The organism is Rothia sp. HMSC068F09 (genome assembly GCF_001812775.1).
GTDB lineage: Bacteria > Actinomycetota > Actinomycetes > Actinomycetales > Micrococcaceae > Rothia > Rothia mucilaginosa_A.
The window spans coordinates 29,610-55,082 of sequence record NZ_KV810424.1; the positions used below are offsets into that span (position 1 = coordinate 29,610).

At 64.1% G+C, this 25,473-nt stretch carries 18 protein-coding genes; 2 read left to right on the top strand and 16 right to left on the bottom strand.

Translation table 11 applies throughout. The features are described 5' to 3' along the window. Positions 1-33 precede the first annotated feature (33 nt). From HMPREF2874_RS04050 to clpS, 14 genes are all read right to left on the bottom strand, one after another. Positions 34-3,993, bottom strand: a complete 3,960-nt coding sequence (locus HMPREF2874_RS04050) for a thiol reductant ABC exporter subunit CydD/CydC (protein ID WP_246823773.1) — start codon at positions 3,991-3,993, stop codon at positions 34-36. 243 nt (positions 3,994-4,236) lie between these two features. Next, complete coding sequence (locus HMPREF2874_RS04055) at positions 4,237-6,486, bottom strand: ABC transporter ATP-binding protein/permease (protein WP_070649036.1); 2,250 nt, start codon at positions 6,484-6,486, stop codon at positions 4,237-4,239. Continuing rightward, positions 6,483-7,610 carry an efflux RND transporter periplasmic adaptor subunit gene (locus tag HMPREF2874_RS04060; protein ID WP_070649037.1) on the bottom strand — a complete coding sequence of 376 codons (1,128 nt, stop codon included), beginning with the start codon at positions 7,608-7,610 and terminating at the stop codon, positions 6,483-6,485. The genes HMPREF2874_RS04055 and HMPREF2874_RS04060 overlap by 4 nt, the downstream gene beginning before the upstream one ends. Positions 7,611-7,707: 97 nt before the next feature. Further along, positions 7,708-8,664 carry a multidrug transporter gene (locus HMPREF2874_RS04065; protein ID WP_083309838.1) on the bottom strand — a complete coding sequence of 319 codons (957 nt, stop codon included), beginning with the start codon at positions 8,662-8,664 and terminating at the stop codon, positions 7,708-7,710. A 227-nt stretch (positions 8,665-8,891) separates the two neighbouring features. Continuing rightward, positions 8,892-9,962: a cytochrome d ubiquinol oxidase subunit II gene (gene cydB / locus HMPREF2874_RS04070; RefSeq protein ID WP_070649038.1), complete on the bottom strand. Its 1,071-nt coding sequence runs from the start codon at positions 9,960-9,962 to the stop codon at positions 8,892-8,894. A gap of 21 nt (positions 9,963-9,983) precedes the next feature. Continuing rightward, positions 9,984-11,555: a cytochrome ubiquinol oxidase subunit I gene (locus HMPREF2874_RS04075; protein WP_070649039.1), complete on the bottom strand. Its 1,572-nt coding sequence runs from the start codon at positions 11,553-11,555 to the stop codon at positions 9,984-9,986. Positions 11,556-12,075: 520 nt separating this feature from the next. Continuing rightward, a complete protein-coding gene (locus HMPREF2874_RS04080; RefSeq protein WP_070649040.1) occupies positions 12,076-14,178 on the bottom strand; it encodes a DNA gyrase/topoisomerase IV subunit B in 2,103 nt (700 codons plus the stop codon). A gap of 226 nt (positions 14,179-14,404) precedes the next feature. Next, a complete protein-coding gene (locus HMPREF2874_RS04085) occupies positions 14,405-15,634 on the bottom strand; it encodes an RDD family protein (protein ID WP_070649041.1) in 1,230 nt (409 codons plus the stop codon). A gap of 303 nt (positions 15,635-15,937) precedes the next feature. After that, on the bottom strand, positions 15,938-16,591 hold the full coding sequence (locus HMPREF2874_RS04090) for a non-canonical purine NTP pyrophosphatase (RefSeq protein WP_070543264.1): 654 nt from the start codon (positions 16,589-16,591) through the stop codon (positions 15,938-15,940). A 52-nt stretch (positions 16,592-16,643) separates the two neighbouring features. Then, positions 16,644-17,378, bottom strand: coding sequence for a ribonuclease PH (gene rph / locus HMPREF2874_RS04095; protein WP_049343119.1), 735 nt, complete (start codon positions 17,376-17,378; stop codon positions 16,644-16,646). Positions 17,379-17,451: 73 nt separating this feature from the next. After that, entirely contained in the window at positions 17,452-18,336 is an 885-nt protein-coding gene (locus HMPREF2874_RS04100) for an MBL fold metallo-hydrolase (RefSeq protein ID WP_070649042.1), read from the bottom strand. Next, positions 18,327-19,349, bottom strand: coding sequence for a glutamate racemase (gene murI / locus HMPREF2874_RS04105; RefSeq protein ID WP_070649043.1), 1,023 nt, complete (start codon positions 19,347-19,349; stop codon positions 18,327-18,329). The genes HMPREF2874_RS04100 and murI overlap by 10 nt, the downstream gene beginning before the upstream one ends. Positions 19,350-19,580: 231 nt before the next feature. Then, complete coding sequence (locus tag HMPREF2874_RS04110; RefSeq protein ID WP_070649044.1) at positions 19,581-20,156, bottom strand: DUF2017 domain-containing protein; 576 nt, start codon at positions 20,154-20,156, stop codon at positions 19,581-19,583. Beyond that, a complete protein-coding gene (clpS, locus tag HMPREF2874_RS04115; protein WP_070649045.1) occupies positions 20,156-20,482 on the bottom strand; it encodes an ATP-dependent Clp protease adapter ClpS in 327 nt (108 codons plus the stop codon). The genes HMPREF2874_RS04110 and clpS overlap by 1 nt, the downstream gene beginning before the upstream one ends. A 277-nt stretch (positions 20,483-20,759) precedes the next feature. Here clpS and HMPREF2874_RS04120 point away from each other — a divergent pair, with 277 nt between their 5' ends. Beyond that, positions 20,760-22,058: a nicotinate phosphoribosyltransferase gene (locus HMPREF2874_RS04120; RefSeq protein WP_049343123.1), complete on the top strand. Its 1,299-nt coding sequence runs from the start codon at positions 20,760-20,762 to the stop codon at positions 22,056-22,058. A gap of 135 nt (positions 22,059-22,193) precedes the next feature. Then, positions 22,194-22,820: an isochorismatase family protein gene (locus HMPREF2874_RS04125; protein ID WP_070649046.1), complete on the top strand. Its 627-nt coding sequence runs from the start codon at positions 22,194-22,196 to the stop codon at positions 22,818-22,820. A 139-nt stretch (positions 22,821-22,959) separates the two neighbouring features. Here the strand turns inward: HMPREF2874_RS04125 and HMPREF2874_RS04130 are convergent, their stop codons facing one another. Together HMPREF2874_RS04130 and HMPREF2874_RS04135 are read right to left on the bottom strand one after the other, a co-directional pair. Then, entirely contained in the window at positions 22,960-24,747 is a 1,788-nt protein-coding gene (locus HMPREF2874_RS04130; RefSeq protein ID WP_070649047.1) for a DEAD/DEAH box helicase, read from the bottom strand. 253 nt (positions 24,748-25,000) lie between these two features. Next, positions 25,001-25,300, bottom strand: coding sequence for a DUF3039 domain-containing protein (locus HMPREF2874_RS04135; protein ID WP_005506434.1), 300 nt, complete (start codon positions 25,298-25,300; stop codon positions 25,001-25,003). Positions 25,301-25,473 lie beyond the last annotated feature (173 nt).

Below are 25,473 nucleotides of genomic sequence, written 5' to 3' on the forward strand. Positions count from 1 at the left end.
CAATTCGCACGTGGTGCATGCCCTCAGCCGCGTTTAGAGGCGAACCACCTCGTCGCAGTGGGCGACGTCCTCGGGACGGTGCGACACCAGGACCGTGGCCACGGAGCTGGCGCGGGTTGCCGCATCCAGGTCGGCCATGAGCGCGCGGGCAGACTCGGCGTCCAGGTGCGCGGTCGGCTCATCCAGCAGTAGAACCGGCGAGTTCACCAGCAGGGCGCGAGCCACCGCCAGGCGCTGACGCTGACCGCCCGACAGGAAGGAACCGCCGGCACCCACGGGGGTGCGCAGGCCCTTCGGCAGGGCGTCAAACCACTCGCCCAGACCCACGCGGCGCAGAACCTCGATGAGCTCCTCCTCGCTCGGTCGATCTGAACGGTCGCGGGCCAGCAGCAGGTTACCCTCGAGGGTCGACTCGAAGATATGCGCCGCCTGCGGGCACCACGCCGCGTAGCCGCGCAGCTCTTCGGGATCCAGTGCCTCGCCGGCGGCCTCGATGCGGCCCGACTCCAAGGGCAGGAAGCCCAGCAGGGTAGCCAGCACGGTGGACTTACCGGATCCGGAGGGGCCGGTCACCGCGGTCCAGGAGCCCTCGCGAGCCGTCAGGTTCAGGTGTGCGAAGACCGGGTGGTCCATGCCGGGCCAGCGGGCGGAACCGTCCTGCATGGCCAGGGCGGGGGCCGCGCCGGTGACCTTCACGCCGAGCTGCTGCGGGGTGCCGCATCCGACTATCTTGGGCTCGCCGGGCTTGGGCGGGCGCGGAGATTCAGCCTTGGACTCAGCCGCAGAGTCGGGGCGCGCGAAGCGGCGGGCACGCTGGCGGTCCGCCTCCAGCAGCTCCTCCATCTCGGCCTCGGCACGGGCACGCAGACGCTCGGCACGACGCGGCAGAACGTGGGTGTCCACCTCGGCTTCGGTGGGCACGGAACGCTTCAGGGTCGAGGTGGCGACAACGCCCTCCAGGGATACGTCGCGAACGCTCGGGGCAATCGAGGCGAGCAGGCGGGCGAACTCGGGCCAGGAGCGAACCGCCTCGATGTGGCCCAGGGAGCTCTCCAGCATGCCGGTGCACAGTAGCACCACGATCGCCGACTCGGGGGCGCCCACGGTGCCGTTTACGGCCAGCGGGTAGGCAATCACGGCGCTCGCCAGCGCGGCGCCAAACCAGCTCAGCGCTACGAGGGTTCGGCCCAGGCCCTGGGCGGTCGAGCCCTTCTGCAGGGCGGAGAGGTTCTGCGCGTCCAGATCGTTGTTGGCGCGTTCGGCGGTGTTCGCCACGCCGTTGGCGCGCAGGTCCTCGGCGGCGGAGAGCATACCGGTGCCCAGGCGCAGCATACGTGCGGTGGACTGGCGGGCCAGAGCCTCCGCGCGGGCATCGGCACGAAGCACGGCCCAGGGGGCCACAAAGGTGCTCACCAGCACCGCCGCCAGCACGGGAATCAGGGCCTGCGGCAGGATGCACGCGGTCGTCACCAGCGCGGCAATCATGACCAGCAGGTGCGCAGCCGGCGGAATAATCACGCGCGGAATACCGTCGCGAAGCTCGTCAATACCTCCCACGAGGCGCTCCAGCAGGGCGTCGCCGCGCAGCAGGGCACGCACGCTACTCACGCTCTGCCAGGCGCCAACCCAGGCGCGCAGACGCAGGATATTCGCGGCGGCCAGCACCTTCGAGTGGGTCATCAGACGCTCGGCGTAGCGGGCGCACGCGCGGCCCAGGCCGAAGAATCGCACGCCCACGATGGCGACCATCAGGTACATCATGGCGGGGCCCTCGCCCGCGCGCACGATAAGCCAGCCGGACAGCGCGGTCAGGGCCGCGGCCATCAGGGAGGTGGTCGCCGCCATCAGCACGGGGCCGGAGAAGGCGCTCGCACCGATTCCGGTCAGTTCCTTGAGGGTGCGCAGGGTGGCGAACAGGCCTGCGGGCTTTTCCTCTTGCGGGTTCTCGTCCGCGGCGGGGGTGGCCTCCACGAGGGCGCGGCTTTCGGCCTCGTGTTCGCTCTTGAGCTCCAGCAGGTGCGCGGGGGCTTCGGCGGGCACGGGCACGCGGGTCGCGTTGAGCGAGGTGCTCCAAGTGTATCCGGACGCGCCCAGCTCGGCTCGCACGAGGTGGTCGCAGTGCGCGGCCAGTTCGCCCTCGTGGGTCACGATTAGCACGGTGGCGCCAAGCTCCGCCAGGCGGTGCAGGGCGCGGGTGACCAGGTAGGCCGAGTAGGCGTCCAGGTGAGCGGTGGGCTCGTCCACCAGCACGGTCAGCACAGTCTGCTCGCCGCCGGCGCGGTAGATGGCCTCGGCGCGGGCCAGAGTACGTGCCACGGCGAGGCGGCGCGCCTGACCGGCGCTCAGGGCGCCCGGTTCCAGCACGTTCACGCTCTCAAGGCCCAGCTGCGCCAGCGGGCGCATCATCAGGTCGTTATCGGCGGGGCTCACTGCGAACTCGCCGCGCTCCAGCACGCCGGTCACCAGGGCCGCGGCGCGCTCGCGTTCGGAGTCGTCGGCGCTCAGGGCGTACAATGCCATTTCGGCGCGCACGGTGGGTGCGGTGAAGACCGGCGACTGCGGAATCATCAGGGTCGTGCCCAGGCCGGTGACGCTACCGGTGACGCGCATCGGCTCCTGCGAGCCGGTGGGCACCAGACCCTCACGCACGGCACCGGAGAACACGTTCAGCAGGGTGGATTTGCCGCAACCGGAGGGGCCCATGATGCCGATGACGGTACCGCGTTCCGAACCGGGCTCCGCCGCCCGAGCCACGCGGCGAGGCAGGCTCAGCGACAGGTCGGTCAGCACCTCGGGGCGATCGGGGTAGTTCACGTCCAGGTTGCGCACCTCGATGGCTGCGGGGTTGGCCGAGTCGTCCTCGACGGTTTCCTCGGGCAGGGGCGCATCAATAATCTTCTGGGCGCTACGCAGGGCGGCCACGCCGTCCTCGGACTGGTGGAAGGCGGCGCCCACATCGCGCAGCGGCTGGTAGCACTCGGGAGCGAGCAGCAGCACGAGAATGGCGGTGTCCAGGCCCAGGGTGCCGTTGACCAGGCGCACACCAATCAGCACGGCAATCAGCGCCACGGAGATGGTGGTAATCAGCTCGAGAGCCAGCGAAGACATGAAGGCGCTGCGCAGGGTCTGCATGGTGCGCTCGCGGTAGCGCTGGCCCAGGGAGTTCATGGCGCGGGTCTGCGCGCGTTCACGGCCCAGACCGATGATGACGGGCAGGCCGCGTACGAGCTCCAGGATGTGGTCCGAGAGGCGGTGCAGCTCGGCCTGCGCCTCCGCGGTTTCGGTGCGGGTGTTCTTGCCGATCAGCACCATGAACACGGGAATGAGCGGCAGGGTGCAGAGCAACACGAGGGCGCTCATCATGTCCAGGGAGGCGACCACAATCCACAGCAGGACCGGCACCACCGCGGTGGAAACAAACGCGGTCAGGGTCTTGGTGTAGTAGTCGTCCAGGGCGTTCAGGCCGCGCGAAAGCAACACCGCGGTCGCGCCGGTACCCTCGGGGGTGTCCGCGCCACCGGTGGCGAGCACGCGGCGCAACAGACTACGGCGAATCTGAGACTTCGCTCCGGAGGCGGCACGCTGCGCGCTCACCGCCAGCAGGTAGTCCGCGCCCGAACGCACCGCGAGGGCCAGGACCGCCACGATGAGCAAGCCGGGGGTGATGGCGTCGCCGTCACCGAAGATGCCGCCGAGTCCGAGCAACCAGCCGCCGTGCGCCTCCAGGTGTGCCTGGGCGGAGCCGGCGAACTCAACGTAGGCGCGGTACACGTCCGGCGCGCTCGTCTCCTTGAGGCGCGCGTGTTCGGCGGCGACCGCGGCAAACCCCGCGTGGGCTGCGCGGGCAATGATGACCGCGAGCGCCGCGCTGAAAAGCACGGTGGCCAGGGTGTGCACGGCGGTGATGATGCCGAAGGTGCTCAGATTCTTGCGGGCGTTGGGTCCCAGCGGCGGACGGCGGTCAGCGCGGTTATTGCGCTTTCCTTCGGTCACCTCTGGTGCCTCAGTGTTCTGATGTTTTTCAGCATGACGCGGTGTGTGCGTTCGACTCACGTGTTGTCCTTAGTCTTCTGCTGTTTTTACCTCCCATCAGTTTAAGGGGTGGGCTATCCAATACCTATTTGGCAGGTCATACTCCGGGGACTTGAGGGCCCTGCCCGCTCTCCCCCGCTCGAGCGCGCGGCGCGGACCGGCGGTTCCTGGCGAACCGCGCCTCGCACCCATTAACGCGGACTCCTATCCGCGCATCGCGTCGGCGGGGCTCTTGCGGGACGCCACCCACGCCGGGTACGCCGAAGACACCAGACCGGTAAGGGCACCAACGCCCACGCCGAGCACCACGAATCCCGGGGAGAGGACAGCCTGCCAGCCTTGCACGAGCGAAAGAATGATGGTCGCAATCATGCCGGAGCAGGCGCCGATGGAGCCGCCGAGCACACCGAGCATGACGCCCTCCATGAGGAAGATGCGGGCAATCAGCCATTTACTCGATCCGATGGCGCGGCGCAGCGCAATCTCTGCGGTACGCGATTGCACGGACAGGTACATTGCGGTTGCCGCCGAGAGTGAGGCGAGCACCAGCAGAATACCGGAGAGCACACCCACGTACAGGCCCAGATCCGAGGCGATAGACGCGCGTAGGCTCTGCAGGTCGGAGGGGGTTTCCACGTTGATCTGGCTGGGTTCAGCGGGCTTGAGGGTCAGCGGAATCGCCTTGGCGACCGCCTTGCCGTAGCCCCGTTCGGTTTCGGCAATGTAGGTCACCTGGCCGCGTCCGGTGCGCTGAAGTGTGCCCGGCGAGACAATGACCGTGTTCCTGAATTCGTAGCCGCTATTGCCGGGGTCAAAGAGGCCGATAACCGGCATCAGCTTACCGTCCACCCAGATGCTCACGCCGGGTGCCACCTGCGGCAGCCCACCGAGCTTAATGCCGTAGTCGACGACGGGCATCTCGCCGGGGCGGGGCTCGGTTGTGGCGTTATCTGCCGCCTTATCTTCGGGAATAATGCCGAGGGCACGGGCAGCGGAGACCGAGACGATAGCGCCGGAGAGCTGCTCGGCGCGTTCACGGTCGGCGACGTTCTGCTGGGTGAGGGTCGAGTTCATCTGTTCGAGCGCACGCAGGGTTTCGGGGTTCATGCGGGCACCGATTTGCTCGAGCCGGGTCTTCGAGGTGGAGCTGAGGCCAATCGCCGTTTTGGGTTCGTCCTCGTAGGGGCTGAACCGGGTGATTCGCACGTCGGCGGGTGCCACGCTGCTGACGAATCCGGTGTTCTTCACGTAGTCCAGCGCGCTAATGCGGTCGGCAACATTCTGCGCGGATTCGCCCTGCCGGTAGGTTCCGAGCATGTTTTGGTCATTGTCCCTGTCGCTGATGTAGAGCGTGGATTGTTCGGATCCGAGCAGGCGCTGGTTCACCTGGTAGCTGGCGGATTCGCTCATGCCGGAGGCGCTGATGAGTCCGCCCACGCCCAGTGCGAAGGACAGGCCCAGCAGCAGGGTGCGTAGCGGTCGTGAGGTGAGCGCCGAGATTGCCTCGATGCTGTCGTCGGTGAGGAAGCTTCCGCGGCGATGCGTAGCGGGCTTCTCCCCCGCAGCGAGGCTGGTGGTAGCATCTACCGGGGCACCCACCGTGGCTTCTGCCGGGGTGTCCGTTGCAACCGGTGCAACCTCAGTACTCGGCACCTCAGCGACCGGCACCGTAGCCAAGTCGGCGCGGCTCTGCTCGTGCAGCCGCCCATCCTCAATGCGGATCACGCGGCGGGCGGCGGCGGCAACCTCCGGGTCGTGGGTAATCACCAGCACGGTACAGCCGGTCGCGTTAATGCGCTGAAGAATCTCAATGACCTTGGCGCTATTGTGGCTGTCCAGGTTGCCGGTCGGCTCGTCGGCAAGAATCAGCGGCGGGCGCGTGGCGAGGGCGCGAGCAATGGCGCAGCGCTGCTTCTCGCCACCGGAGAGGTAGCGGGTGCGGATGCTGGCGCGGTCGCTCAACCCCAGAAATTCTAGGGTTTCTTCGGTGCGTTGCAGGCGCTCGCCGTAGGGTACGCCCTGCACACGCAGGCCCATGGAGGCGTTGGTCGTACTGGTTTCGTCCAGCAGCATGTTTGAGGATTGGAAGATGAAGCCGAGGTGATCTCGGCGCATTTCGTCGCGTTCTCTGTCGCTGAGTCCTTCCGTGTTTTTGCCGAAGAGGCTGTAGGTTCCGCTGGTGGGAGTGTCGAGCAGGCCAATGGCGTTGAGCAGGGTGGATTTGCCGGAGCCCGACGGACCAATAATGGCGAGGAATTCGCCGCGTTCGACCACCAGGTCGAGACGATCGAGGACTGCTCGTTCGCTCCCCTCGAAGATGCGGGTAATGCCGTGCATTTCAATAGCGGGCGCGGTACCGAGCCCGGCGGCAGGTGTAGCGGCGGACGCTACGTTGGGCGCAACTGTAGGCGCACGTCCCGGGCTTGCGTCTGGGGTTCTCTTACGGCGGCTCATGAGACAAGCACCTTCTGTCCCGTGCTGAGGTTCGCGTTGATTGCGGCGTACCCGCCGGCGGTGCGTAGAACCTCAACGTTGACGCGTTCGGTGGCGGGCGCATCCTTGCTGGTCGAGGTGGAGCTTCCGCCCTTTTCAACGAGCACATAGGTGCCCTGGGAGTCCTGGCGTACCGCGGTAGTCGGCACGGCGAGGGTGGTTGAGGTGTTGCCCTTACTGGTGATGGATGCGCTCTGCCCCGGAGTGAGCTTGCTCGGGTCGTCGGCGCTGAATCGCACGCTCTTCGCCGCACCCTTGGAGGGGTCGTTCTGCAGCTCACCAATGCTGGTGATGGTGCCCTCCACACTGCCGGTGGAAGTGCGCAGGCTGATGCGGTCGCCGACCTTGAGCTTGTTGGCGACGGCGAGTTCAACGCTGGATTCCACGTAGGGTTCGCTGGTTTCTACACTCGCGATGGGGTTGCCGTCGCTGATGAGCTGGCCGACCGCCGCAACTGCGGTGACGGTGTGGCTTCCGCCGGGCAGAATCGCGTAGTTGCTGCGGGCAATGCTGGTGACCCCTTCGCTGGGCACGCCGGTCAGGTGCGCGCGGTGCAGGCGCGTGACGGCGTCGAGGGTGTCTTCGGTGACGGTGCCACTCTGAGCGGTGGCGTACCCGGCGGAGTTCAGTGCCTTCTGGAAGGCGAGCACGTCGTCGCCGTTATCGCCCAGGTTGAGGTCGCGGTACAGCGGCAGCGGCCCCTCCAGCACGAAGACGGGGTCGGCGCCAATGATGCCGATGAAGTCACCGGCTTTGAGCACGTTACCGGGCTTCTGGTTCTGGTAAACGAGCACCGGTTCACCGTTGGTGCGCGCGCTAATCGGGGCGGTCTCCCCAGCCTTGGTGGTTCCGGCAATGGCGAGGCCCTCGCTGACGGTTCGTTCTTCAACCTTCGCCCAGACCGGAATCACGGTTTTCGCCTGCACGGCCGGGTCGGGGCCCGTGGCGGCGTAGCGGGTGCCCAGGTAGAAGGACAGCATGAGCGAGCCAATGGCGAGGATTGCGAGCAGCAGGAGCACGCGGGGTCGGGCGATGCGTTCGCTGAAGCGGTGCCCGCTGTTTTGGTTTTTCGTGTGAGTGGTCATGGCGGTGTCTTTCTAAACTGTGTCAGCGCTGTCTATTTCTCTGCGCTGCCTATTTCTTAGCGCCGTCTTTCGGTGCGCTGTCTTTTAGTGCCCCGGTTTACTGGTGCTCCAGAACGTACTGTTTGAACTTCTCGTCACGCTCACGTTCTGCCTTGCGGTCCTGCTCAAGCTGCGACTGGTACTTGCGGATGAGCGGCATCTGATACTGTGCCTCCAGGTCGTAGAGCTGCTGGCTCATGCCGACCTGCTGGTTACATTCGGCCTGGATGGTGGCGATGCGAATCTCTTCTTCGGAGGCGGGCTCGTCGATACCGTCGTTCTTGCTCCACTGCTCAGCCAGCGGGGATTCCTCGGCTACCGCCCCTGCCTTAATGGGGGTGAGCCCCCGGTTTGAGACGCACTGCTTCCACTTCTCTTCGAGTTCGCGGTGCAGTTTGCTACCGTAAACGGCGTTGACCGCCTCGGTGGAGATACGACTGTATGTGGACTGCACGTCGTTCTCGGGCCTCTTACCTTCGGGAACCGCGGCGTCCAGGGTCTCGCGGGCCTTGTCCTCACATTCGATGATGAGCCTCTCCTCGGGGCTGAGGCTTGCCCCTGGGGTGACGGAGATGGGAGCTTTGGCGTTGGGGTCTCGCTTCTGAAAACCGTACTTCTTGGCGTACTCGACGTTCCAGGGGCCGTACATTCGGCCCGGATCGCCACGCGGCGCGCTTTCAGATTGGGGAGCTTGGTCGGGGTCGGTGTAGCTCTGCCCGTGTTCGGCGAAGCACTGCTTCATAGCAATCTGAAAAGCCGTGTACTCGTAGTTGGTGCGCTCGTAGTAGAGGTAATCGTCCAGGGGCATCTTCACAATGTCCTGCTCCGCGTCGAAGACAGCGTGGACGCTTTCGTCGCGTTCCAGCGGCGGGTTGAAGAGCGAGCATGCGCTCAGGGGCATGATGCCGATGCAGAGCAGGGCGCCCGTGGCGAGCAGGCGGCGGCGCGTGCCGGTACGAGGAGCGGTTCCGGTGCGAGGAGCGGATGCGGTGGAGCTACGGTTGAGGGACTTCATCGTTGAACACCTTTCATAAGAGTGAGTTGTTCACCACATTACACTTTTTGCTCCTTGCCGCGCTCGAATTTCGGGGGGGTGCAGCAAAAATTTTTGCGCGCCCACTCGCCTGCCGCGAGCTGCATCCTCTGCGGGAATATCCTCTGCGGGAATATCCTCTGGGGGCATAGAAAAATCCCCCGAACTTCTCAGAAGAGAAATCCGGGGGATTTTCAATCAGCTACATGCTACTTGGTCGGCAGTTCAGCCAGTTCGGTAGCGTCGTGAGCATCGGGGATGTGATCCACGTGCAGACGCTTACGGAAGACCCAGTAGGTCCAAGCCTGGTAGACGAACACGACCGGCAGACCAAGGCAGGTCACAAAGGTCATAACGCCCAGGGTGTACTCGGAGCTGGATGCGTTCGCAATGGTGAGCGAGTATGCCGGATCCAGGGTGGAGGGCAGAACGTTCGGGTACATTGCGGTGAAGATTGCCAGAGCGCCGAATGCGAGGAACACGGACAGGCCTGCGAAAGCGCGACCCTCACGGCCACCCTTTGCGGAGACCCAAGCAATCAGAACGGCAACAACAGCCAGGATGGTGCACAGCCAGGAGATACCGTTACCGCTGGTGAAGTCCAGGGTCAGAACCCATGCGACGATCGGCAGCAGCAGGACGGGAGCCCAGCGCACCAGGGTGTTGCGGGCACGGTCGCGGATATCGCCGTCGGTCTTCAGAGCGACGAAGGCAAGACCCTGAACCAGGGAGAAGCCAGCGAAACCCAGACCGCCGAGCAGAACCGGCAGGGAGACCCAAGCGAAGGCGCCGCCAACGCGGTCACCGTTCTCGTTGATGGGCAGACCCATGGAGGTCAGGCCCAGCAGTGCACCCACGAGCAGAGCGATGAAGAAGGAGGAGACGGACAGAGCGATGTTCCAGTTACGGATCCACTTCTCGTCGTTCTTCTTACCGCGGTATTCAATTGCGACCACGCGCAGAATCAGGAAGACCAGCGCGAGGGTCAGGGGGATGTACAGAGCCGAGAAGAGGGCTGCGTACCAGATGGGGAATGCTGCGAAGATAGCAGCACCGCCGGACACGATCCACACCTCGTTACCGTCCCAGACGGGGCCGATGATGTTCAGCAGCAGACGACGTTCCTTCTCGTTCTTGGTGAACTTGGAACCCATCAGCATGCCGACGCCCAGGTCGAAACCGTCGAGGATCAGGTACATGATGAGGAAGACGCCAATGGCGACAAACCAGAGGGTGGACAGGCCAGGCTGACCGGCAAAGATATTGAAATCAAAATTCATGGTGAATCAATCCTTACCCGCCTAGTAGGCGAACTCCAGCACATCGCGCTTGGACTTGTCGTTGGACTCGTCCTCGTGGTGCGACTGAACCAGCTCGGGCATTGCTGCAACGACGCCGGCCTTGACGTACTTGATGAGCAGGTAAACCTCAACCACCATCAGCACGCCGTAGAGCAGGCCCAGGGTGAGTAGGGAGAAGAGGATTTCTTCACCGGAAACGCCCGGGGAGATAGCTGCTGCGGTGTACAGGCGGATTGCGGGATCGCCCTCAAGGTTGGGGACAACCACGAAGGGCTGACGGCCCATTTCGGTGAAAATCCAGCCCAGTGCAATTGCGAAGAAGGGAGCCAGGATAGACCAGACGGCAACCTGCTTCAGCAGCTTGGACTCGGGAACGGTGCCCACGCCCTTCTTGCGGGTAATCCACAGTGCGTAGAGGTAGAAGGGAACCACAATGGCGCCCAGACCGATCATGCCGCGGAAGCCCCAGTAGGAGACCTCGAGGGAGGGCAGGTAATCAATCTTCTGGCCTGCACGCTCACCGTAGAGGGGGTTGTTGGGCAGGTTGGTGCCGTACTTAGCTTCGTACTCGGGCAGCAGGGTCTGGATGCCCTTCACCGGGGTGTTGAAGTTGTCGTGTGCCAGGAAGGACAGCACGCCGGGAACCTCGATGATGGTGTTAATCTTGTCGCAGCTCTGAGCGCCAAGCTCACCAACGGTCAGCACGGAGAAGGAGGTGCCGTCGTGGCAGGCGGCCTCGGCGGCAGCCATCTTCATGGGCTGCTCGTGAATCATCATCTGTGCCTGCATGTGGCCGGATGCGCCAACACCGGCGAAGCCGATGAGGCCCACCACGGCGCCCAGGCGCAGGGACTTGAGCCAAACCTGGAAGTCCTTCTTGTCGCGTGCGCCCTTGTCGGACTCACCAACGACAACCTTGCCGTCAACGACCTTGTCAATGCCGTCCTTGCGGCGGCGCCACAGCTTGTACCATGCGATACCGACCAGGAAGCCACCGGCAACCTGAATGGATGCGGTGATGACGTGCGGGAAGGTGACCCATGCGGTGGGGTTCATCAGCACGGCGCCGATGTCGGTCATACGGGGACGACCGTCAATCATTTCTGCGCCGACGGGGTGCTGCATCCAGGAGTTTGCCACCAGAATGAAGAAGGCGGAAATCCAGGAACCGAGAACAGCCATGAACAGGGAGAAGGCGTGGACTGCGGGCTTGAGGCGATCCCAGCCGAAGATCCACAGGCCCAGGAAGGTCGACTCGACGAAGAACGCGAAGAGGCCTTCCATAGCCAGCGGGGCGCCGAAGACGTCGCCCACGAATCGGGAGTATTCACTCCATGCCATACCGAACTGGAACTCCTGAACCAGACCGGTGGCCACACCCATGGCGAAGTTAATGAGGTACAGCTTGCCCCAGAACTTCGTCATTCGCTTGTATTCGTCCTTCTTGGTACGAACGTAGCAAATGTACAGGTAGGTCACTACAAGGCCCAGACCCAGGGTCAGCGGAACCATGAAGAAGTGGTAGACGGTGGTGATACCGAACTGCCACCTACCAAAATCAAGGGGATCCATTGATAGGTCCTTACTATGTGTGTACTGATATGCGCGTGCGCCAGAATCGGGCACTCCCCCGTCAGTGAAGGGAGTGCGAGAGTTACTGACACAGTGTCTCTCACCCATCTACGGTACAGGTTTTTCTTTGAAGACTGTGAGGCACCTGTGCGCCGACTGGGCGTTAAATGTTTGACGTTTCGATAAAGGTTCATCGCACGTTATCAGCAAATACCGAGGTGAGACGGTTTAGAAACAGCCTGTCACCATCCGGAGTACGGAAGCCTTTTTCAACCCCTCCCCCAAACCTTGCAGTAAATTGTAATATCTGCAAGATTTTGGTGACGGATTTACCGAAACTGACACAATAGTTATTCAGTGTCGATTCATTAAATTTGCATCAAAAATACTGATTTTTGCGCCGTAGTGAAATCTAATGTGACAATTATCATAGAAAATTCCCACTTTATGACAAATCGTCAGCATGTTTTCCACGAGTCTCGCAAGAAAATACACACGCAAACACACACGGGGAGAACCGCTACATATCGATGTTCTCGGTATCCAGCTGATGCGCACCCGCGATAATGAACTCCTTACGCGGAGCCACCTCGGAACCCATCAGGAGCGAGAAGGCGCGCTCGGCAGCCTCGGCATCCTCGATGCGGACGCGACGCAACATGCGATGGCGTGGATCCATCGTGGTCTCGGCCAGCTGGTCGGCGTCCATCTCACCCAGACCCTTGTAACGCTGAATGGGTTCTTTGTAGGTCACGCCCTGCTCCCGCAGGGAATCCAGCAACTCGTGCAGCTGCTTCTCGGAGTAGGTGTACACCATCTCGTTCGGCTTACCGCGGCGCACCACCTCCACGCGGTGCAGGGGCGGAACCGCGGCGTACACGCGACCGGCCTCAATCAGCGGGCGCATGTAACGGTAGAACAGGGTCAGCAGCAGGGTGCGGATGTGCGCGCCGTCAACGTCCGCATCGGTCATCATGATGACCTTGCCGTAGCGGGCAGACTCTAGGTCAAAGGTGCGGCCCGAACCGGCACCAATCACCTGAATCAGCGCCGCGCACTCGGCGTTCGCGAGCACATCGGTCACCGAGGCACGCTGAGTGTTCAGAATCTTACCGCGAATCGGCAGCAGGGCCTGGTACGAGGAGGAACGAGCCAGACGCGCAGTACCCAGCGCCGAATCACCCTCCACAATGAACAGCTCGGAATGTTCGACGTTCGTCGAACGGCAATCCACCAGCTTGGTGGGCATGGACGAAGACTCCAGCGCAGTCTTACGGCGCTGAGTTTCCTTATGGATGCGCGCGGAGACGCGGGTCTTCATCTCAGAGACGACCTTCTCGCACAGAGCCGTAGCCTGCGCCTTCTCAGCGCGGGCGGTTGACTCCAGGCGGGCCTTCAGGGCATCGCCCACCACCTTGGAGACAATCTGGCGAACCGCCGGGGTGCCCAGAATCTCCTTGGTCTGACCCTCAAACTGCGGCTCGGCCAGACGAACGGTCAGCACGGCGGTCAGACCGGCCAGCACGTCGTCCTTCTCAATCTTGTCGTTACCCACCTTGTACTTGCGAGCGTTATCGGCCAGATGCTTGCGCATCACGCGCAGCAGGCCCTGCTCAAAGCCCGCGGTGTGGGTACCGCCCTTGGGGGTCGAAATGATGTTCACGAAGCTGCGAATCGTGGTCTCGTAGCCGATGCCCCAGCGCAGGGCAACGTCCACCTCGCAATCACGTTCCACATCGGTCAGCTGCGAGCGGCCGTCCTCCCCCAGCACGGGCACGGTCTCGGTGAAGGTTCCGCTACCGCTGAAACGCCAGATGTCGGTGACGCGCTCGTCGTGCGCCAGGAACTCCACGAACTCGCTAATGCCGCCGTCGTACTGGAAGACCTCCTCGTGCGCCTCCAGTTCGCCGGGGGTGCCGGGCAGCCGGCGCTCATCGCGAATACAAATGCGCAGGCCCGGAATGAGGAACGCGGTCTGGCGCGCACGAGCCACCAGGTCCTCGTAGCTGAACTTGGCGTCGGGGGTAAAAATCTGCGGGTCAGCCCAGTAGCGCACGCGGGTGCCGGTCACACCGCGCTTCGCCTTACCCACAATCTGCAGGGCGTCGGTGCCCTCGGATGCGGGGGTGAACGGGTCATCGGGCTTGGGGGTACGGCCCGAATCGAAGTGGCCGGGAATACCGTGACGGAACGACATCTGGTAGGTCTTCGAACCGCGGTCCACCTGCACGTCCAGGCGCGAAGACAGCGCGTTCACCACGGATGCGCCCACACCGTGCAGACCGCCGGAGGCGGTGTAGGAACCGCCACCGAACTTACCGCCGGCGTGAAGCTTGGTGAAGACGACCTCCACACCGGATAGGCCGGTACGCGGCTCAATATCCGTGGGGATGCCTCGGCCGTCGTCGCGAACCTCCACCGAACCATCGCGGTAGAGAATCACCTGAATGGACTGGCCGAAGCCGGCGAGCGCCTCGTCCACCGAGTTGTCGATAATCTCCCAGAGGCAATGCATGAGGCCGCGGGAATCGGTGGAGCCGATGTACATGCCCGGGCGTTTGCGGACTGCTTCAAGACCTTCCAGAACGGAGAGGTTGCGAGCGGTGTAGTTCGAGGACGCCACGGGGTTCCTTTCGGGTGAATATGTCTGCGGTGGTGAACGCGCGCCGCACGCAGGGCGGAGTGAGGGCCCGGCTCACGTGCTACTAGGCAGAACGGATGCGGGGCACGACGCGTGTCGTGCCCCGCAGAGCGTTCAACGTTCGGAACTCTATTCTAGCGTGGCTTGGGGAAAAGGGTGGTCAGGACGGTCACCGATGGTGCCGTGCGTGGTTCCCACGTTCACCCCGCTAGTGTGCCTCACCCGTGGCCTTCGAGGAGCTCTCGTGACGGTTCGTGACCATGATATTGGACTTGAAGTAGAACTCTTCGGGAAGCTCATTGGTGACCGGGCCGTGGGGGAACTCGCTGAGCTTCGGCACGAAGTACCAGTCCATCAGCTCGCCGCTGCTCTGCTTGAGCACGCGACGCTCGCGCATGGCGCGGCGTACCTTGCGGCGCAGACGCGGACTGTCTTTCAGGGTGCTCGTGAAGACCCACGGAGTCTCGTAGCCCTCGGTGGCGGTGCCGAAGGTGATGCGCAGGTTGCCGTTCTCGTCGGCGTCCATCGTGAAGTCGCCGTCTGCGATATCGGTGAAGGCGAGCATCCAGCTGTGTCGGCGTTCGTAGCTTTCGCGGGTGGTCTGCAGTGCCGCAATGATGCGGTGGTCGACCAGCAGCTCAACCTTACGTTCGGTGATTTCGCCCAGACGAGCGTAGGAGCCGAAGGCGCGGTTCGCACCGCTGCGGCGAGGCCACTTCGTCACCGCACCGTGCGGCACCTCCCCCGCAAAGGTGAAGGGGCCGGTAATGGTGCCGGGCAGACGCAGACGCTCAAACGGCGCAGTCGGCAGGAAGGTCGTCAGCAGTTGATCGGAGCTCACCGACTTACCCCAGCGCGCCATCTCAAAAATAGTCGGCTCGGGGCCCACCGGGTAGAGGCGCGGCATCTTGCGACCGAACTCGTCAAAGCCCTCAATAAACTCACCGTTGGAGCTGTACCCGGGCATGGTCGCACCGAGCGGGCGAGTCCACGAGCCCGAGTACGGCTTGGTCAGGTGCGGGTTCTCCACCGGCAGGATGCTGGTGCGAGCGCCCAGGTAGGCGGGCATACGGGACAGGTTACGCCAGGCGAACTTCGCGGCAACCGCCTCACGCCACCACATGGGGCGCTTGCCGGGGGTTTGGCCGCCCAGGCAGTGCATGAGGAGCCAAAAACCAGCCCAGCCGAGAGTACCGGCAACAATCACCCACAACACCACGCTCAGCACCAGCTGGAGGGTACCGGTCGCCCACATATTCGTGGCGATGATGCCCATCAACCCCGCCCAGGCCACCATGGCGTACGGGCCGAGCGTAATCATGGGGTCGACCACCTTGACGGCGGCGATAACACGGCGGTTGAGGCCGCGCCACACGTAGGAGTAGGACCAGAGGGCGACGGCAAGCATCAGCGCCATCAGCAAGAGAAGGATGAACATCGGTGCGTTCTCTTTCGCGGCAGGTTTTTCTACCGGGGTCGGTGGCAGCAGGCATCAGGCAGATGCTCCGTTGAAGTGCTTTTCAACAACAAAACTCGTCTGCCGAAGGTACCTTCAGCAGACGAGTCTCTTTGGTGTCACTAACCCTGAGGTAAAGCTTCTTTACCTATTGTGCCTTTAAGTGGTATTCGTATGGGGGATTTTGGCCGCGGTGTACGAATAAATCCCACTCGCCCCTCCGTCAGGCAGATACCCGACAGATATCAGGCACAGCAAACAAGCTGTAACGCCCCGGTGACGGTTTTAGGCCAGAGCCGCAGCAATCTGCGGAATCAGCGCCTCAAAAGCACGCGCGCGGTGGCTAATCGAGTTCTTGATCTCGGCGGGAATCTGTGCGCAGGACTGGCCGGCGTACTTGCCCTCGTAGAGGGCGTTCTCACCGTTGAGCTCCACGGGGCGCAGAATCGGGTCGTAGCCAAAGCCACCCTCCCCCGCCGGTGCGGTCAGTAGCTCACCGGGTAGCTCACCGTATTCAACCGCCTCGAAGCCGTCCGGGGAGGCCACCGATGCGGCGCAGCAGAACTTCGCGCCGCGGTGCTCCGGAGCGATATCGCTCAGCTGAGCCAGCAGCAGGTTCAGGTTCGCGGTGTCATCGCCGTGGCGGCCGGCCCAGCGGGCCGAGAAGATGCCGGGAGCGCCGCCGAGCACGTCCACGGACAGGCCCGAGTCGTCGGCAATAGCAATCAGGCCGGTTGCCCGGGCGACCGCGCGAGCCTTGAGCAGGGAGTTCTCAGCGAAGGTCACACCGGTCTCAGGAACATCGGGTGCGTTCACGCTGGCTGCATCCACGACCTGGGTGTCAACGTCCAGGCCGTCGATGTGGCCGCGCAGAATCTCGCGTAGCTCCTTGAGCTTGCCCTTGTTGTGGCTTGCCAGAACAATCTTTGCTTCTGCCATGGTTTCTCCTTTGCAACAGGTGCACACGGTGCGGGGTGGGGCGCCGTGCGGGTTAGTCGTTCTTCAGGGCCTCGCGCTGAATCTGGGCCAGCTCTGCGGTGCCCTCCAGGGCCAGGTCGAGCAGGCTGTTGAGCTCTTCGCGGTCGAAGGGGGCGCCCTCGGCGGTGCCCTGAACCTCCACGAACTTGCCGCTACCGGTGACGACCACGTTCATGTCGGTCTCTGCGCGCACGTCCTCGGTGTAGGGCAGGTCAAGCATAGGGGTACCGTCGATGATGCCCACCGAAATCGCGGACACCGAATCAATCAGCGGGTTAGCCTTGGCGGAGATAATCTTCTGCTCCTTCGCCCAGGCGATAGCGTCGGCCAGGGCCACGTACGCGCCGGTAATCGAGGCGGTGCGGGTACCACCGTCAGCCTGCAGCACGTCGCAGTCGAGCACAATGGTGTTCTCGCCCAGCTCCTCCATGTTGATGACCGCGCGCAGGGAGCGGCCAATCAGACGGGAAATCTCGTGGGTGCGGCCGCCCACTCGGCCCTTCAGCGACTCGCGCGAAGAACGGGTGTTGGTGGCGCGCGGCAGCATGGCGTACTCGGCGGTCACCCAGCCCTTGCCCTCGCCCTTGAGCCAGCGCGGCACGCCCTCGGTGAAGGATGCGGTGCACAGCACGCGGGTGTTTCCGAACTCGATGAGGGCGGAACCCTCAGCGTTGCGGGACCAGCCGCGGGTAATGGTGATGGGGCGCAGTTCGTTGAGGGCGCGGCCGTCGTCGCGGGTCACAGTCATGGGTTCTCCTTGGGTCGGTCGGTCTGTTGTGCTTATAACCTGGTCGGGTTGAATGTGGTTTGCGCTAGTCCAGCTAGGGTTTAGGGAGGGCAATGGCGGCCTTCAGTGGCGGGTCCAGCACCTCCACCACGTTCAGCGTGGAGGTCACCGGATGCGCCGGAGTGGGGCGCGGGTAGATGCGGTAGCTTGCGGCCATTTCGGCAACACCCACGGGGCCGGAGAAGGCGCTACGTGCCTCGGCGCGGGCGATGTCAGGGTCGTTCCATACGGGCAGGTGGGTCAGCAGCAGGTTGCGTACGCCCGCCTCCTGGGCGGCTTGCCCGGCGCGCTTGCCGGTCAGGTGGATACCGCGCAGGGCGTCGTCGCGACCCTCCTGGTAGGCGGCCTCGCACAGGAACAGGTCGGCGCCGCGCGCGGCCTTAACCAGGCCCTCGCACAGGTCGGTATCACCCGAGTAGGCGAAAATCGTGTGGCCCTCGCGGTCGTTGCAGGTGATGCGCAGGGCGTAGGGATCCTTCGAGGGGTGCACCACGCGGAAGGGTTCCACGCGGAACGGGCCAATCTGCACGGGCTCGCCCTCGGTCCAGGTGTGGTACTCAAACTCGGTGCTCATGCCCGGGTCGGGGTCTAGGCCGTGGGTCGCCGAAAGGTACTCGTTAATGGCGGCCGGGCCGTAGAGCGGAATACGTCCCTTGGGCCAGCCGCGCGGATCCCACTTGACGGCCACGTGCAGACCGGACAGGTCGATGCAGTGGTCCGGGTGCAGGTGCGAGATGAGAATCGCGTCGATATCGCTCAGGTCGATATGGCGCTGCAGCATGCCGAGGGAGCCGTTGCCCATGTCCACGATGACGCGCCAGGTGCGGCCGGCGAAGTCGGTTGCGGTGAGCATGTAGCAGCTGGCCGGCGAGACGGGGCCGGGGAAGGAACCGGTACAACCGATAATCGTTAGGCGCATGCGGGACCTTCCTGCGTCGCCGCGGCCTCTTCGGCCTCGGCGACGTCTTCGTCCAGGGTGATGTTGCGGTGTGCGGCCAGCATCTCGGGGGTGATGGTGGCAAAGGAGCCGGTCGGGAAACGCTCGGCCACGGATCTGGTGTGGCGAACGTTGGTGACCTCGGGGCCGAGGAAGCGGCGCGCCAGCTGCGAGAAGGTCTCGGACTCGCCGGTGGCGAGGAACTCGTGGTGCGGGTGTTCCTCGGGAACCGGGCTCTCGATGGCGTGGTTGAGCAGTTCGCGGTATACGTCCTTGGCGGTCTCATCCGCGGAGGAAACAAGGGTGACGTCCTCGCCCATGATGTAGGAAATCACGCCGGCCAGCAACGGGTAGTGGGTGCATCCGAGCACGAGCGTATCGACCCCTGCATCCTTGAGCGGCTGCAGGTACTCGCGAGCGGTCTCCAGCAGTTCGGGGCCGGAGGTAATGCCCTTCTCCACAAACTCCACGAAGCGCGGGCAGGCCACCGAGTACACCTGAAGGTTGGGGGTAATCGCGAAGGTGTCCTCGTAGGCGCGGGAGGTGACGGTCGCCTCCGTCGCAATCACGCCGATCTTGCGGTTGCGGGTCGCGGCAAGCGCGCGGCGGGCGGCGGGCTGAATCACCTCGATGACGGGGATGCCGTACTGGCGGGTGTAACGTTCGCGGGCGTCGCGCAGCACGGCGGCGGATGCGGTGTTGCAGGCGATGACGAGCATCTTCACGCCGGAGTCGACGAGCTCGTCCATGATGCGCAGTGCGTTGGCGCGCACCTCTGCGATTTTGAGGGGGCCGTAGGGGCCGTGCGCGGTGTCGCCGACGTAGATGATGCGTTCGTGGGGCAGCTGATCCATGATGGCGCGTGCCACGGTAAGGCCGCCTACGCCGGAGTCGAAGACGCCGATGGGTGCCGCGGCGGTGGGGGCTACGGGTTCGGGGCTTCCCCAGGGGGTGCGGGCACGGTAGGGATTGGTTGCGTCGATGCTGTCACTCATGGGTCACCTACACTTCGGTATCGGTCGTTTCCTCGTTCTATGCTAACCCGCGTTCGGGGTGGTTTCTTCCCGGGAGGGGGTTAGATGAGTCCAGAACCACCATTATGAGACGGTCTGTGACGGCGGTGCGAGGGGGCAAACGAAAAATCCGTTCAGTGGGCGGTGTTCTATCGCACGTCGACGGGCAATATTACTGCGCACGCGTGCACCTTATGAACCGAGAAGAGGCCTCTACTCCTCTTCGTCCAGGCCCTCAATCATCGCAAGCATGAGCGAATCCTGCACCCACGAGATGAAGTTGTACACCATCGCCATGTACTCCTCATTGTTAGTGACCTGCGAGGCGTCGGTGATGGTGCCGATCTCGTCGGCGCGTTCTTCATCGGTAATCTGCAGGCGGTCGGCGAGCACCAGGCGAATATCGCCGAGGGCAGCGGCCCAGGCGCGGGCGTGCTCCTCGTTCAGGCGCAGGTCGCTCGACTCAATGTCGAAGGCGAGCATCGCCAGGTTGGCGCGCTTGGTTTCGCGCAAATCGCGTTCGGTGTAGCGACGGTACTCGGCCGCACTTTCCTCGTCGCTGCTAGCGACGGGGAGCAGGCGAGCCACGGCGCTGTCCTCGGGAATCGTGGGGTTCTCGGTGATGCCGACCAGCGCCTCGAGCGGGTCGACGGTACTGCCGTCGGCGGCGGTGTCGGAGGGTCGTAGCAGGGCGCGCACGTCCTCGGCGAGTTCTCGGATGAGCTCGCGCTCGGGCTGTTCAAAGCGTGCGGTGTAGCCGCCGGGGGTGCGTCGGAAGGGGTGTGCCATTAGTTCTCCACTTTCTCGAAGGTGGCCAGCAGACCCCAGGCGTGCATGGCCTGGGTGTGCTTTTCGGCGTCCTCGCGGGGCCCGGTGAAGACGATGGCCTTGCCGTTGTGGTGCACCTGCAGCATGAGCTCCTCGGCGCGGGCGCGGGAGTAGCCGAAGTGGCTGCGGAAGACGTAGGCCACGTAGGTCATGAGGTTGACGGGGTCGTTCCAGACGATGACGTTCCAGGGGGTATCAGCGGCGAGGATGTTCTCGAGCTCGGTCGTCAGGTCGGTGTCGCCTTCGGTGAGGGTTCCGTTGGAGAGGGTCACGGCTGCGTTATTCATGGGGGTCCTTCGGGGTCCGGTCTGATGGATTCCGGAGTTCGTGGGGCCGGGTTGTTGGGAACCGAGCCTCGCCACTTCGTGCAGCGTGGCGGCGGCTCGCGGCCGGTGTGTGCGGTGGCCAAATCTCTTTCGATTATACGGCCGGACGCGCCGGGCGGCGGGCAGAGTGCCTGTACTTTTTCATACTACACTACTTATAGTCAATAGTACTTTATGTAGTGATTGACACGCCGTCACAACAAGAAAAACGCCCGCTCCCCCCTCTACAATTGGACACATGACTACTACTTCACTTCTCACCGATCACTACGAGCTGACCATGCTTCAGGCAGCTCTCGCCTCCGGAGCCGCCCAGCGCAAGTGCACCTTCGAGGTCTTCACCCGCCGCCTTCCCGCGGGCCGCCGCTACGGCGTGCTCGCCGGCACCGGCCGCTTCCTCGAGGGACTCTCCGAGTTCCGATTCACCGACGAAGAGCTCTCGTTCCTCTCCTCCCGCAACGTCGTCAACAAGGAGACCCTCTCCTTCCTGGAGTCCTTCCGCTTCAGCGGCAACATCCGCGGCTACGCCGAGGGTGAGGCGTTCTTCCCCCACTCCCCCGTCATGCAGGTCGAGTCCACCTTCGCCGAGGCGTGCATCCTCGAAACCTACCTGCTGTCCATCCTGAACTTTGACTCCGCCGTGGCCAGCGCCGCCTCGCGCATGACCGCCGCCGCCGGCAACCGCCCCTGCCTTGAAATGGGTTCGCGCCGCGCCCACGAGCGCGCCGCCGTCTCCGCAGCCCGCGCCGCCGTCATCGCTGGCTTCGCCGGCACCTCCAATCTGGAGGCGGGCCGCTCCTACGGCCTGCACACCATCGGCACCAGCGCCCACGCCTTCACCCTGCTACACGACAACGAGCGCGAAGCCTTCGAAGCGCAGCTGCGTTCCCTCGGCGCCCGCACGACCCTGCTGGTCGACACCTACGACGTGGACAACGCCGTGCGCCTGGGCGTGGAACTGGCCGGCGAGGAGCTCGGCGGCGTTCGCCTGGACTCGGGTGACCTGGTCACCACCGCCGCCCACGTGCGCGAACTGCTCGATTCGCTGGGTAACACCAATACGAAGATCACCGTGACCAGCGACCTGGACGAATACGCCATCGCCTCGCTGGCCGCCGCCCCCGTGGACTCCTACGGCGTGGGTACCCGCCTGGTGACCGGTTCGGGCGCGCCGACCTCCTCCATGGTGTACAAGGTCGTGGCCCGCGAGAACTCCGCGGGCGAGATGCAGCCGGTCGCGAAGGCCTCGGCCGGCAAGGCCTCGGTGGGTGGCGCCAAGCTCGCTGCCCGCCGACTGAACAGCATGGGCATCGCAACGGCCGAGGTTCTGGGAACCCACGAAGACCCGGCCCTGCATGAGGACACCCGCCCCCTGCTCGTGGACTTCGTTCGCGAGGGCGAGCTGCTGCCCGGCTTCACCGGTGAGGAGGGCGTGCGCCGCGCAACCGCCCGCCACGCCGCATCCCTGGCCGAGCTGCCCGAGGCCGCTCGTCGCCTCTCCGAGGGCGAGCCGGTTATCCCGACCGAATTCATCTAAAACTCCCCCACGGTGCCCGCCCCGCGAGCCGCCGCGAACCCCGCCTCAAGGACGGGGTGCATCCGGCGCAATCACGCGGGGCGGCGCGCCATACTTCTACCCGTGACCGTATAGGAACGGCTTGTAAGGACGGCTATGTCTAAGGCATTGATTATTGTGGACGTGCAGAACGACTTCTGCGAGGGCGGTTCCCTGGCGACCGCGCGCGGCGCCGAGGTGGCTTCGCTCATTAGCGAGTTCGTGGAGAACAACCACCACCGCTACGACGCAATCGTGGCCACCCAGGATTGGCACATCGATCCGGGTTCGCACTTCTCCGACACCCCTGACTTCGTGGACTCCTGGCCCGTGCACTGCGTGGCCAAGAGCAAGGGTGCGCAGATTCACGAGAACCTGGACACCGACTACATTGAGGCGTACTTCCGTAAGGGCCGCTACGAGGCCGCATACTCGGGCTTCGAGGGTTTGCTGGCCCCCGAGGACGAGGTGGCCACCGGCGAGCACGAGCCGGGCGCGGATGCTTCCGAGGACGGCCCGCAGACTCCCCTGTCGGAGTGGCTGGATGAGCGCGGTATCGAGTACGTCGACGTAGTAGGTATCGCCACCGATTACTGTGTGGCGGCTACCGCGCGCGATGCGGTCGACGCCGGCTACGAGACCCGCGTTCTGATTGACCTGACTGCGCCGGTGCACGAGGATAAGCTCGACGAAACCGCCGAGGCGCTGGAAGCCGACGGCGTGGAGGTCGTAGAGGTCCTCTAGCCTCAACGCAACTCGCGCAACGATAGGGCGGGCGCCCCGAGAGTACTCGGGATGCCCGCCCTATCTCGTCTACGCGAACAAATATTACAGGCACGCAAAAGCCCCGCGAGCGCATACTCGAGGGGCTTTTCTCTATGTTTTAGCGTCGGCCAACGAACCAGTCCGACAGCTTATCGAGACGCGCCTGAATCTGCTCAGCGGAGGCCTGCGCCACCGCCGGGCCGCCACAAATCTTACGCAGCTCGTTGTGAATCACGCCGTGCGGCTTACCCGAGCGAATCGACCAGGCCGCCACGTTCTTCGCCAGCTTGTTGCGCAGCGCCTTCAGCTGGCGGTGATCCACCACCAAAGGCGCCGCAGTCGCCGGGCGGCGCGCCGCGTGCTCACGCTGATGCGCACGCAACAGCGTACCGACCTGCTCAGCATCCAGCAGACCCGGAATACCCAGAAAGTCCTGCTCCTCCTCACTACCCACAGCAAGGTTGCCGGAGGCGAACTCGGCACCGTCGAAGAGCACGCCGTGGAAGGACGCCTCGGAGCCGAGCGCCTCGAACTTGCCGCGGGCCAGCTGCTCGGAGGCGCGTTCCTCGCGGTTTGCTTCTTCGAGCAGGTGGTCGTCCAGGCCCTCGACCATGGGGTCAATTTCCTGGGGCGCGCCGCGGTCGAGGGCGTGGTCGCGTTCTACTTCCATGTCGTTGGCGAGCATCATCAGCTGCGGCACCGACGGCAGGAACACGGATGCGGTTTCGCCGCGCTTGCGGGCACGCACGAAACGGCCGATTGCCTGGGCGAAAAATAGCGGGGTGCTGGTGCTGGTGGCGTACACGCCCACGGCGAGGCGGGGCACGTCCACGCCTTCGGACACCATGCGCACGGCGACCATCCAGCGCTGCGTGCCCTCGCGGAACTCGTCGATCTTGGCGGAGGCCTCGCGGTCGTCAGAGAGGATCACGGCGGGGTATTCGCCGGTGATTTTCTGCAGCTGCTCAGCGTAGGCTTTGGCGTCCGCGTGGTCGGTGGCGATGACGAGCGCGCCGGCGTCGGGCACGGTGCGGCGCACCTCGGTCAGGCGCTTGTCGGCGGCGGCGAGCACGGTCGGAATCCATTCGCCGTTGGGGTCCAGGGCGGTGCGCCATGCCTGGGAGGTGATGTCCTTGGTGAAGCCCTCGCCCAGGTTTGCCGCCATTTCTTCGCCCGCGGAGGTGCGCCAACGCATCTGACCCGAGTACGCCATGAAGATGACCGGGCGCACCACGTGATCCTTGAGCGCCGGGCCGTAGCCGTAGGAGTAGTCCGCCTTGGAGCGGCGGATACCGTCGTTGTCGCCCTCGTAAGTGACGAACGGAATCGGGGAGGTATCGGAACGGAACGGGGTGCCGGTCAGCGCCACGCGGCGGGTCGCGTCGTCGAAGGCCTCGCGCAGGCCGTCACCCCATGAGAGGGAGTCTCCGGCGTGGTGAATCTCGTCAAAAATAACGAGGGTCTTCGTCGCCTCGGTGTTGCGCGCGTGCAGCTGCGGCTTATTCGCCACCTGCGCGTAGGTCAGCGCCACGCCCTTGTAGTGGCGGCTGATGGTCACATCCGCGTTCTTAAAGTTCGGGTCAATCGGAATACCGACCTTCGCGGCGGCGTCCGCCCACTGCTTCTTCAGGTGGTCGGTCGGCGCCACAACGATGAGCTGGCGCACCGTGCCGCGGTTGAAGAGTTCCTTGGCGAGGGTGAGCGCGAAGGTGGTTTTACCCGCGCCGGGGGTTGCCACGGCCATGAAGTCGCGGGGGTTCTTTTCGAAGTACTTCTGCATGGCCTCGGCCTGCCAGGCTCGCAGGTGCACCGAGGTGCCCCAGGGGGCGCGGTCGGGGTATGCCGGGGAGAGCTTCGGCTTCACCATGCTGTCAAATAGCGTGGGTTCCTCTGGTGCTGCGCTCATTCTCTCCTTCTTCCTCGTCTGCCTCTGCCGGCCCGTTCTGAGCCTGTTATAAAACCGGTTTCCGGGCACAGCGAGGTTAAATTCTAGCACCACCGCCGCGGGTTGGGCCGGGCTGTGGTGCAAGAATTTGGTGCTCGTCAGCAAAGTCTCATGGGGTGTTTTGCCGCTGAGCTTTACTGCTGAGGCGTGTTATTCAGATGTATTCACTCGGGTTTACCCAGGCGTATTGTCTGAGTCGTATTATCTGGTTGTATTATTCGCCCGAGCCGTTATCGCCGTCGTTGCCCGGTGCCAGACCCTCGTAAATCTCCTTGCACTGCGGGCAGACGGGGAACTTCTGCGGGTCGCGACCCGGAACCCACATCTTGCCGCAGAGCGCACGCACCGGCTCACCGGTCAGCGCCGACTCTAGAATCTTCTCTTTGCGCACGTAGTGGGAGAAACGCTCGTGGTCGCCCGGCTCGGATAGCTGGGTTTCCTCACGCTCCAGCAGTGCCGTGCCGCCGGCCGTTCCGGGGCCGAACGGATCTTCAATACCTTCAATAGAGCTCATTCTTCTCTCCTTGGTGTTTTAAGTTCTTGCGAGCGCGGTCACCCCGCGGCTCCTAGCTCGTGCATGCCTCTCTCCATTCTAGTGGCTCATAGCAAGCCCGCGGCCCGCAACCGTGACGATTGCGGGCCGCGGGCTCTGCGCCGGGCGCCGTGAGGGATGCGCGACGAACCAGC

Bases quoted from the DNA above. Each gene is read 5' to 3' on its own strand.
- cydB (WP_070649038.1), bottom strand. From the start codon at position 9,962: ATGAATTTTGATTTCAATATCTTTGCCGGTCAGCCTGGCCTGTCCACC.
- murI (WP_070649043.1), bottom strand. From the start codon at position 19,349: ATGAGTGACAGCATCGACGCAACCAATCCCTACCGTGCCCGCACCCCC.
- HMPREF2874_RS04110 (WP_070649044.1), bottom strand. From the start codon at position 20,156: ATGGCACACCCCTTCCGACGCACCCCCGGCGGCTACACCGCACGCTTT.
- HMPREF2874_RS04065 (WP_083309838.1), bottom strand. From the start codon at position 8,664: ATGAAGTCCCTCAACCGTAGCTCCACCGCATCCGCTCCTCGCACCGGA.
- HMPREF2874_RS04130 (WP_070649047.1), bottom strand. From the start codon at position 24,747: ATGAGCGCAGCACCAGAGGAACCCACGCTATTTGACAGCATGGTGAAG.
- rph (WP_049343119.1), bottom strand. From the start codon at position 17,378: ATGACTGTGACCCGCGACGACGGCCGCGCCCTCAACGAACTGCGCCCC.
- HMPREF2874_RS04075 (WP_070649039.1), bottom strand. From the start codon at position 11,555: ATGGATCCCCTTGATTTTGGTAGGTGGCAGTTCGGTATCACCACCGTC.
- HMPREF2874_RS04125 (WP_070649046.1), top strand. From the start codon at position 22,194: ATGTCTAAGGCATTGATTATTGTGGACGTGCAGAACGACTTCTGCGAG.
- clpS (WP_070649045.1), bottom strand. From the start codon at position 20,482: ATGAATAACGCAGCCGTGACCCTCTCCAACGGAACCCTCACCGAAGGC.
- HMPREF2874_RS04090 (WP_070543264.1), bottom strand. From the start codon at position 16,591: ATGGCAGAAGCAAAGATTGTTCTGGCAAGCCACAACAAGGGCAAGCTC.
- HMPREF2874_RS04135 (WP_005506434.1), bottom strand. From the start codon at position 25,300: ATGAGCTCTATTGAAGGTATTGAAGATCCGTTCGGCCCCGGAACGGCC.
- HMPREF2874_RS04120 (WP_049343123.1), top strand. From the start codon at position 20,760: ATGACTACTACTTCACTTCTCACCGATCACTACGAGCTGACCATGCTT.
- HMPREF2874_RS04060 (WP_070649037.1), bottom strand. From the start codon at position 7,610: ATGACCACTCACACGAAAAACCAAAACAGCGGGCACCGCTTCAGCGAA.
- HMPREF2874_RS04055 (WP_070649036.1), bottom strand. From the start codon at position 6,486: ATGAGCCGCCGTAAGAGAACCCCAGACGCAAGCCCGGGACGTGCGCCT.
- HMPREF2874_RS04100 (WP_070649042.1), bottom strand. From the start codon at position 18,336: ATGCGCCTAACGATTATCGGTTGTACCGGTTCCTTCCCCGGCCCCGTC.
- HMPREF2874_RS04085 (WP_070649041.1), bottom strand. From the start codon at position 15,634: ATGTTCATCCTTCTCTTGCTGATGGCGCTGATGCTTGCCGTCGCCCTC.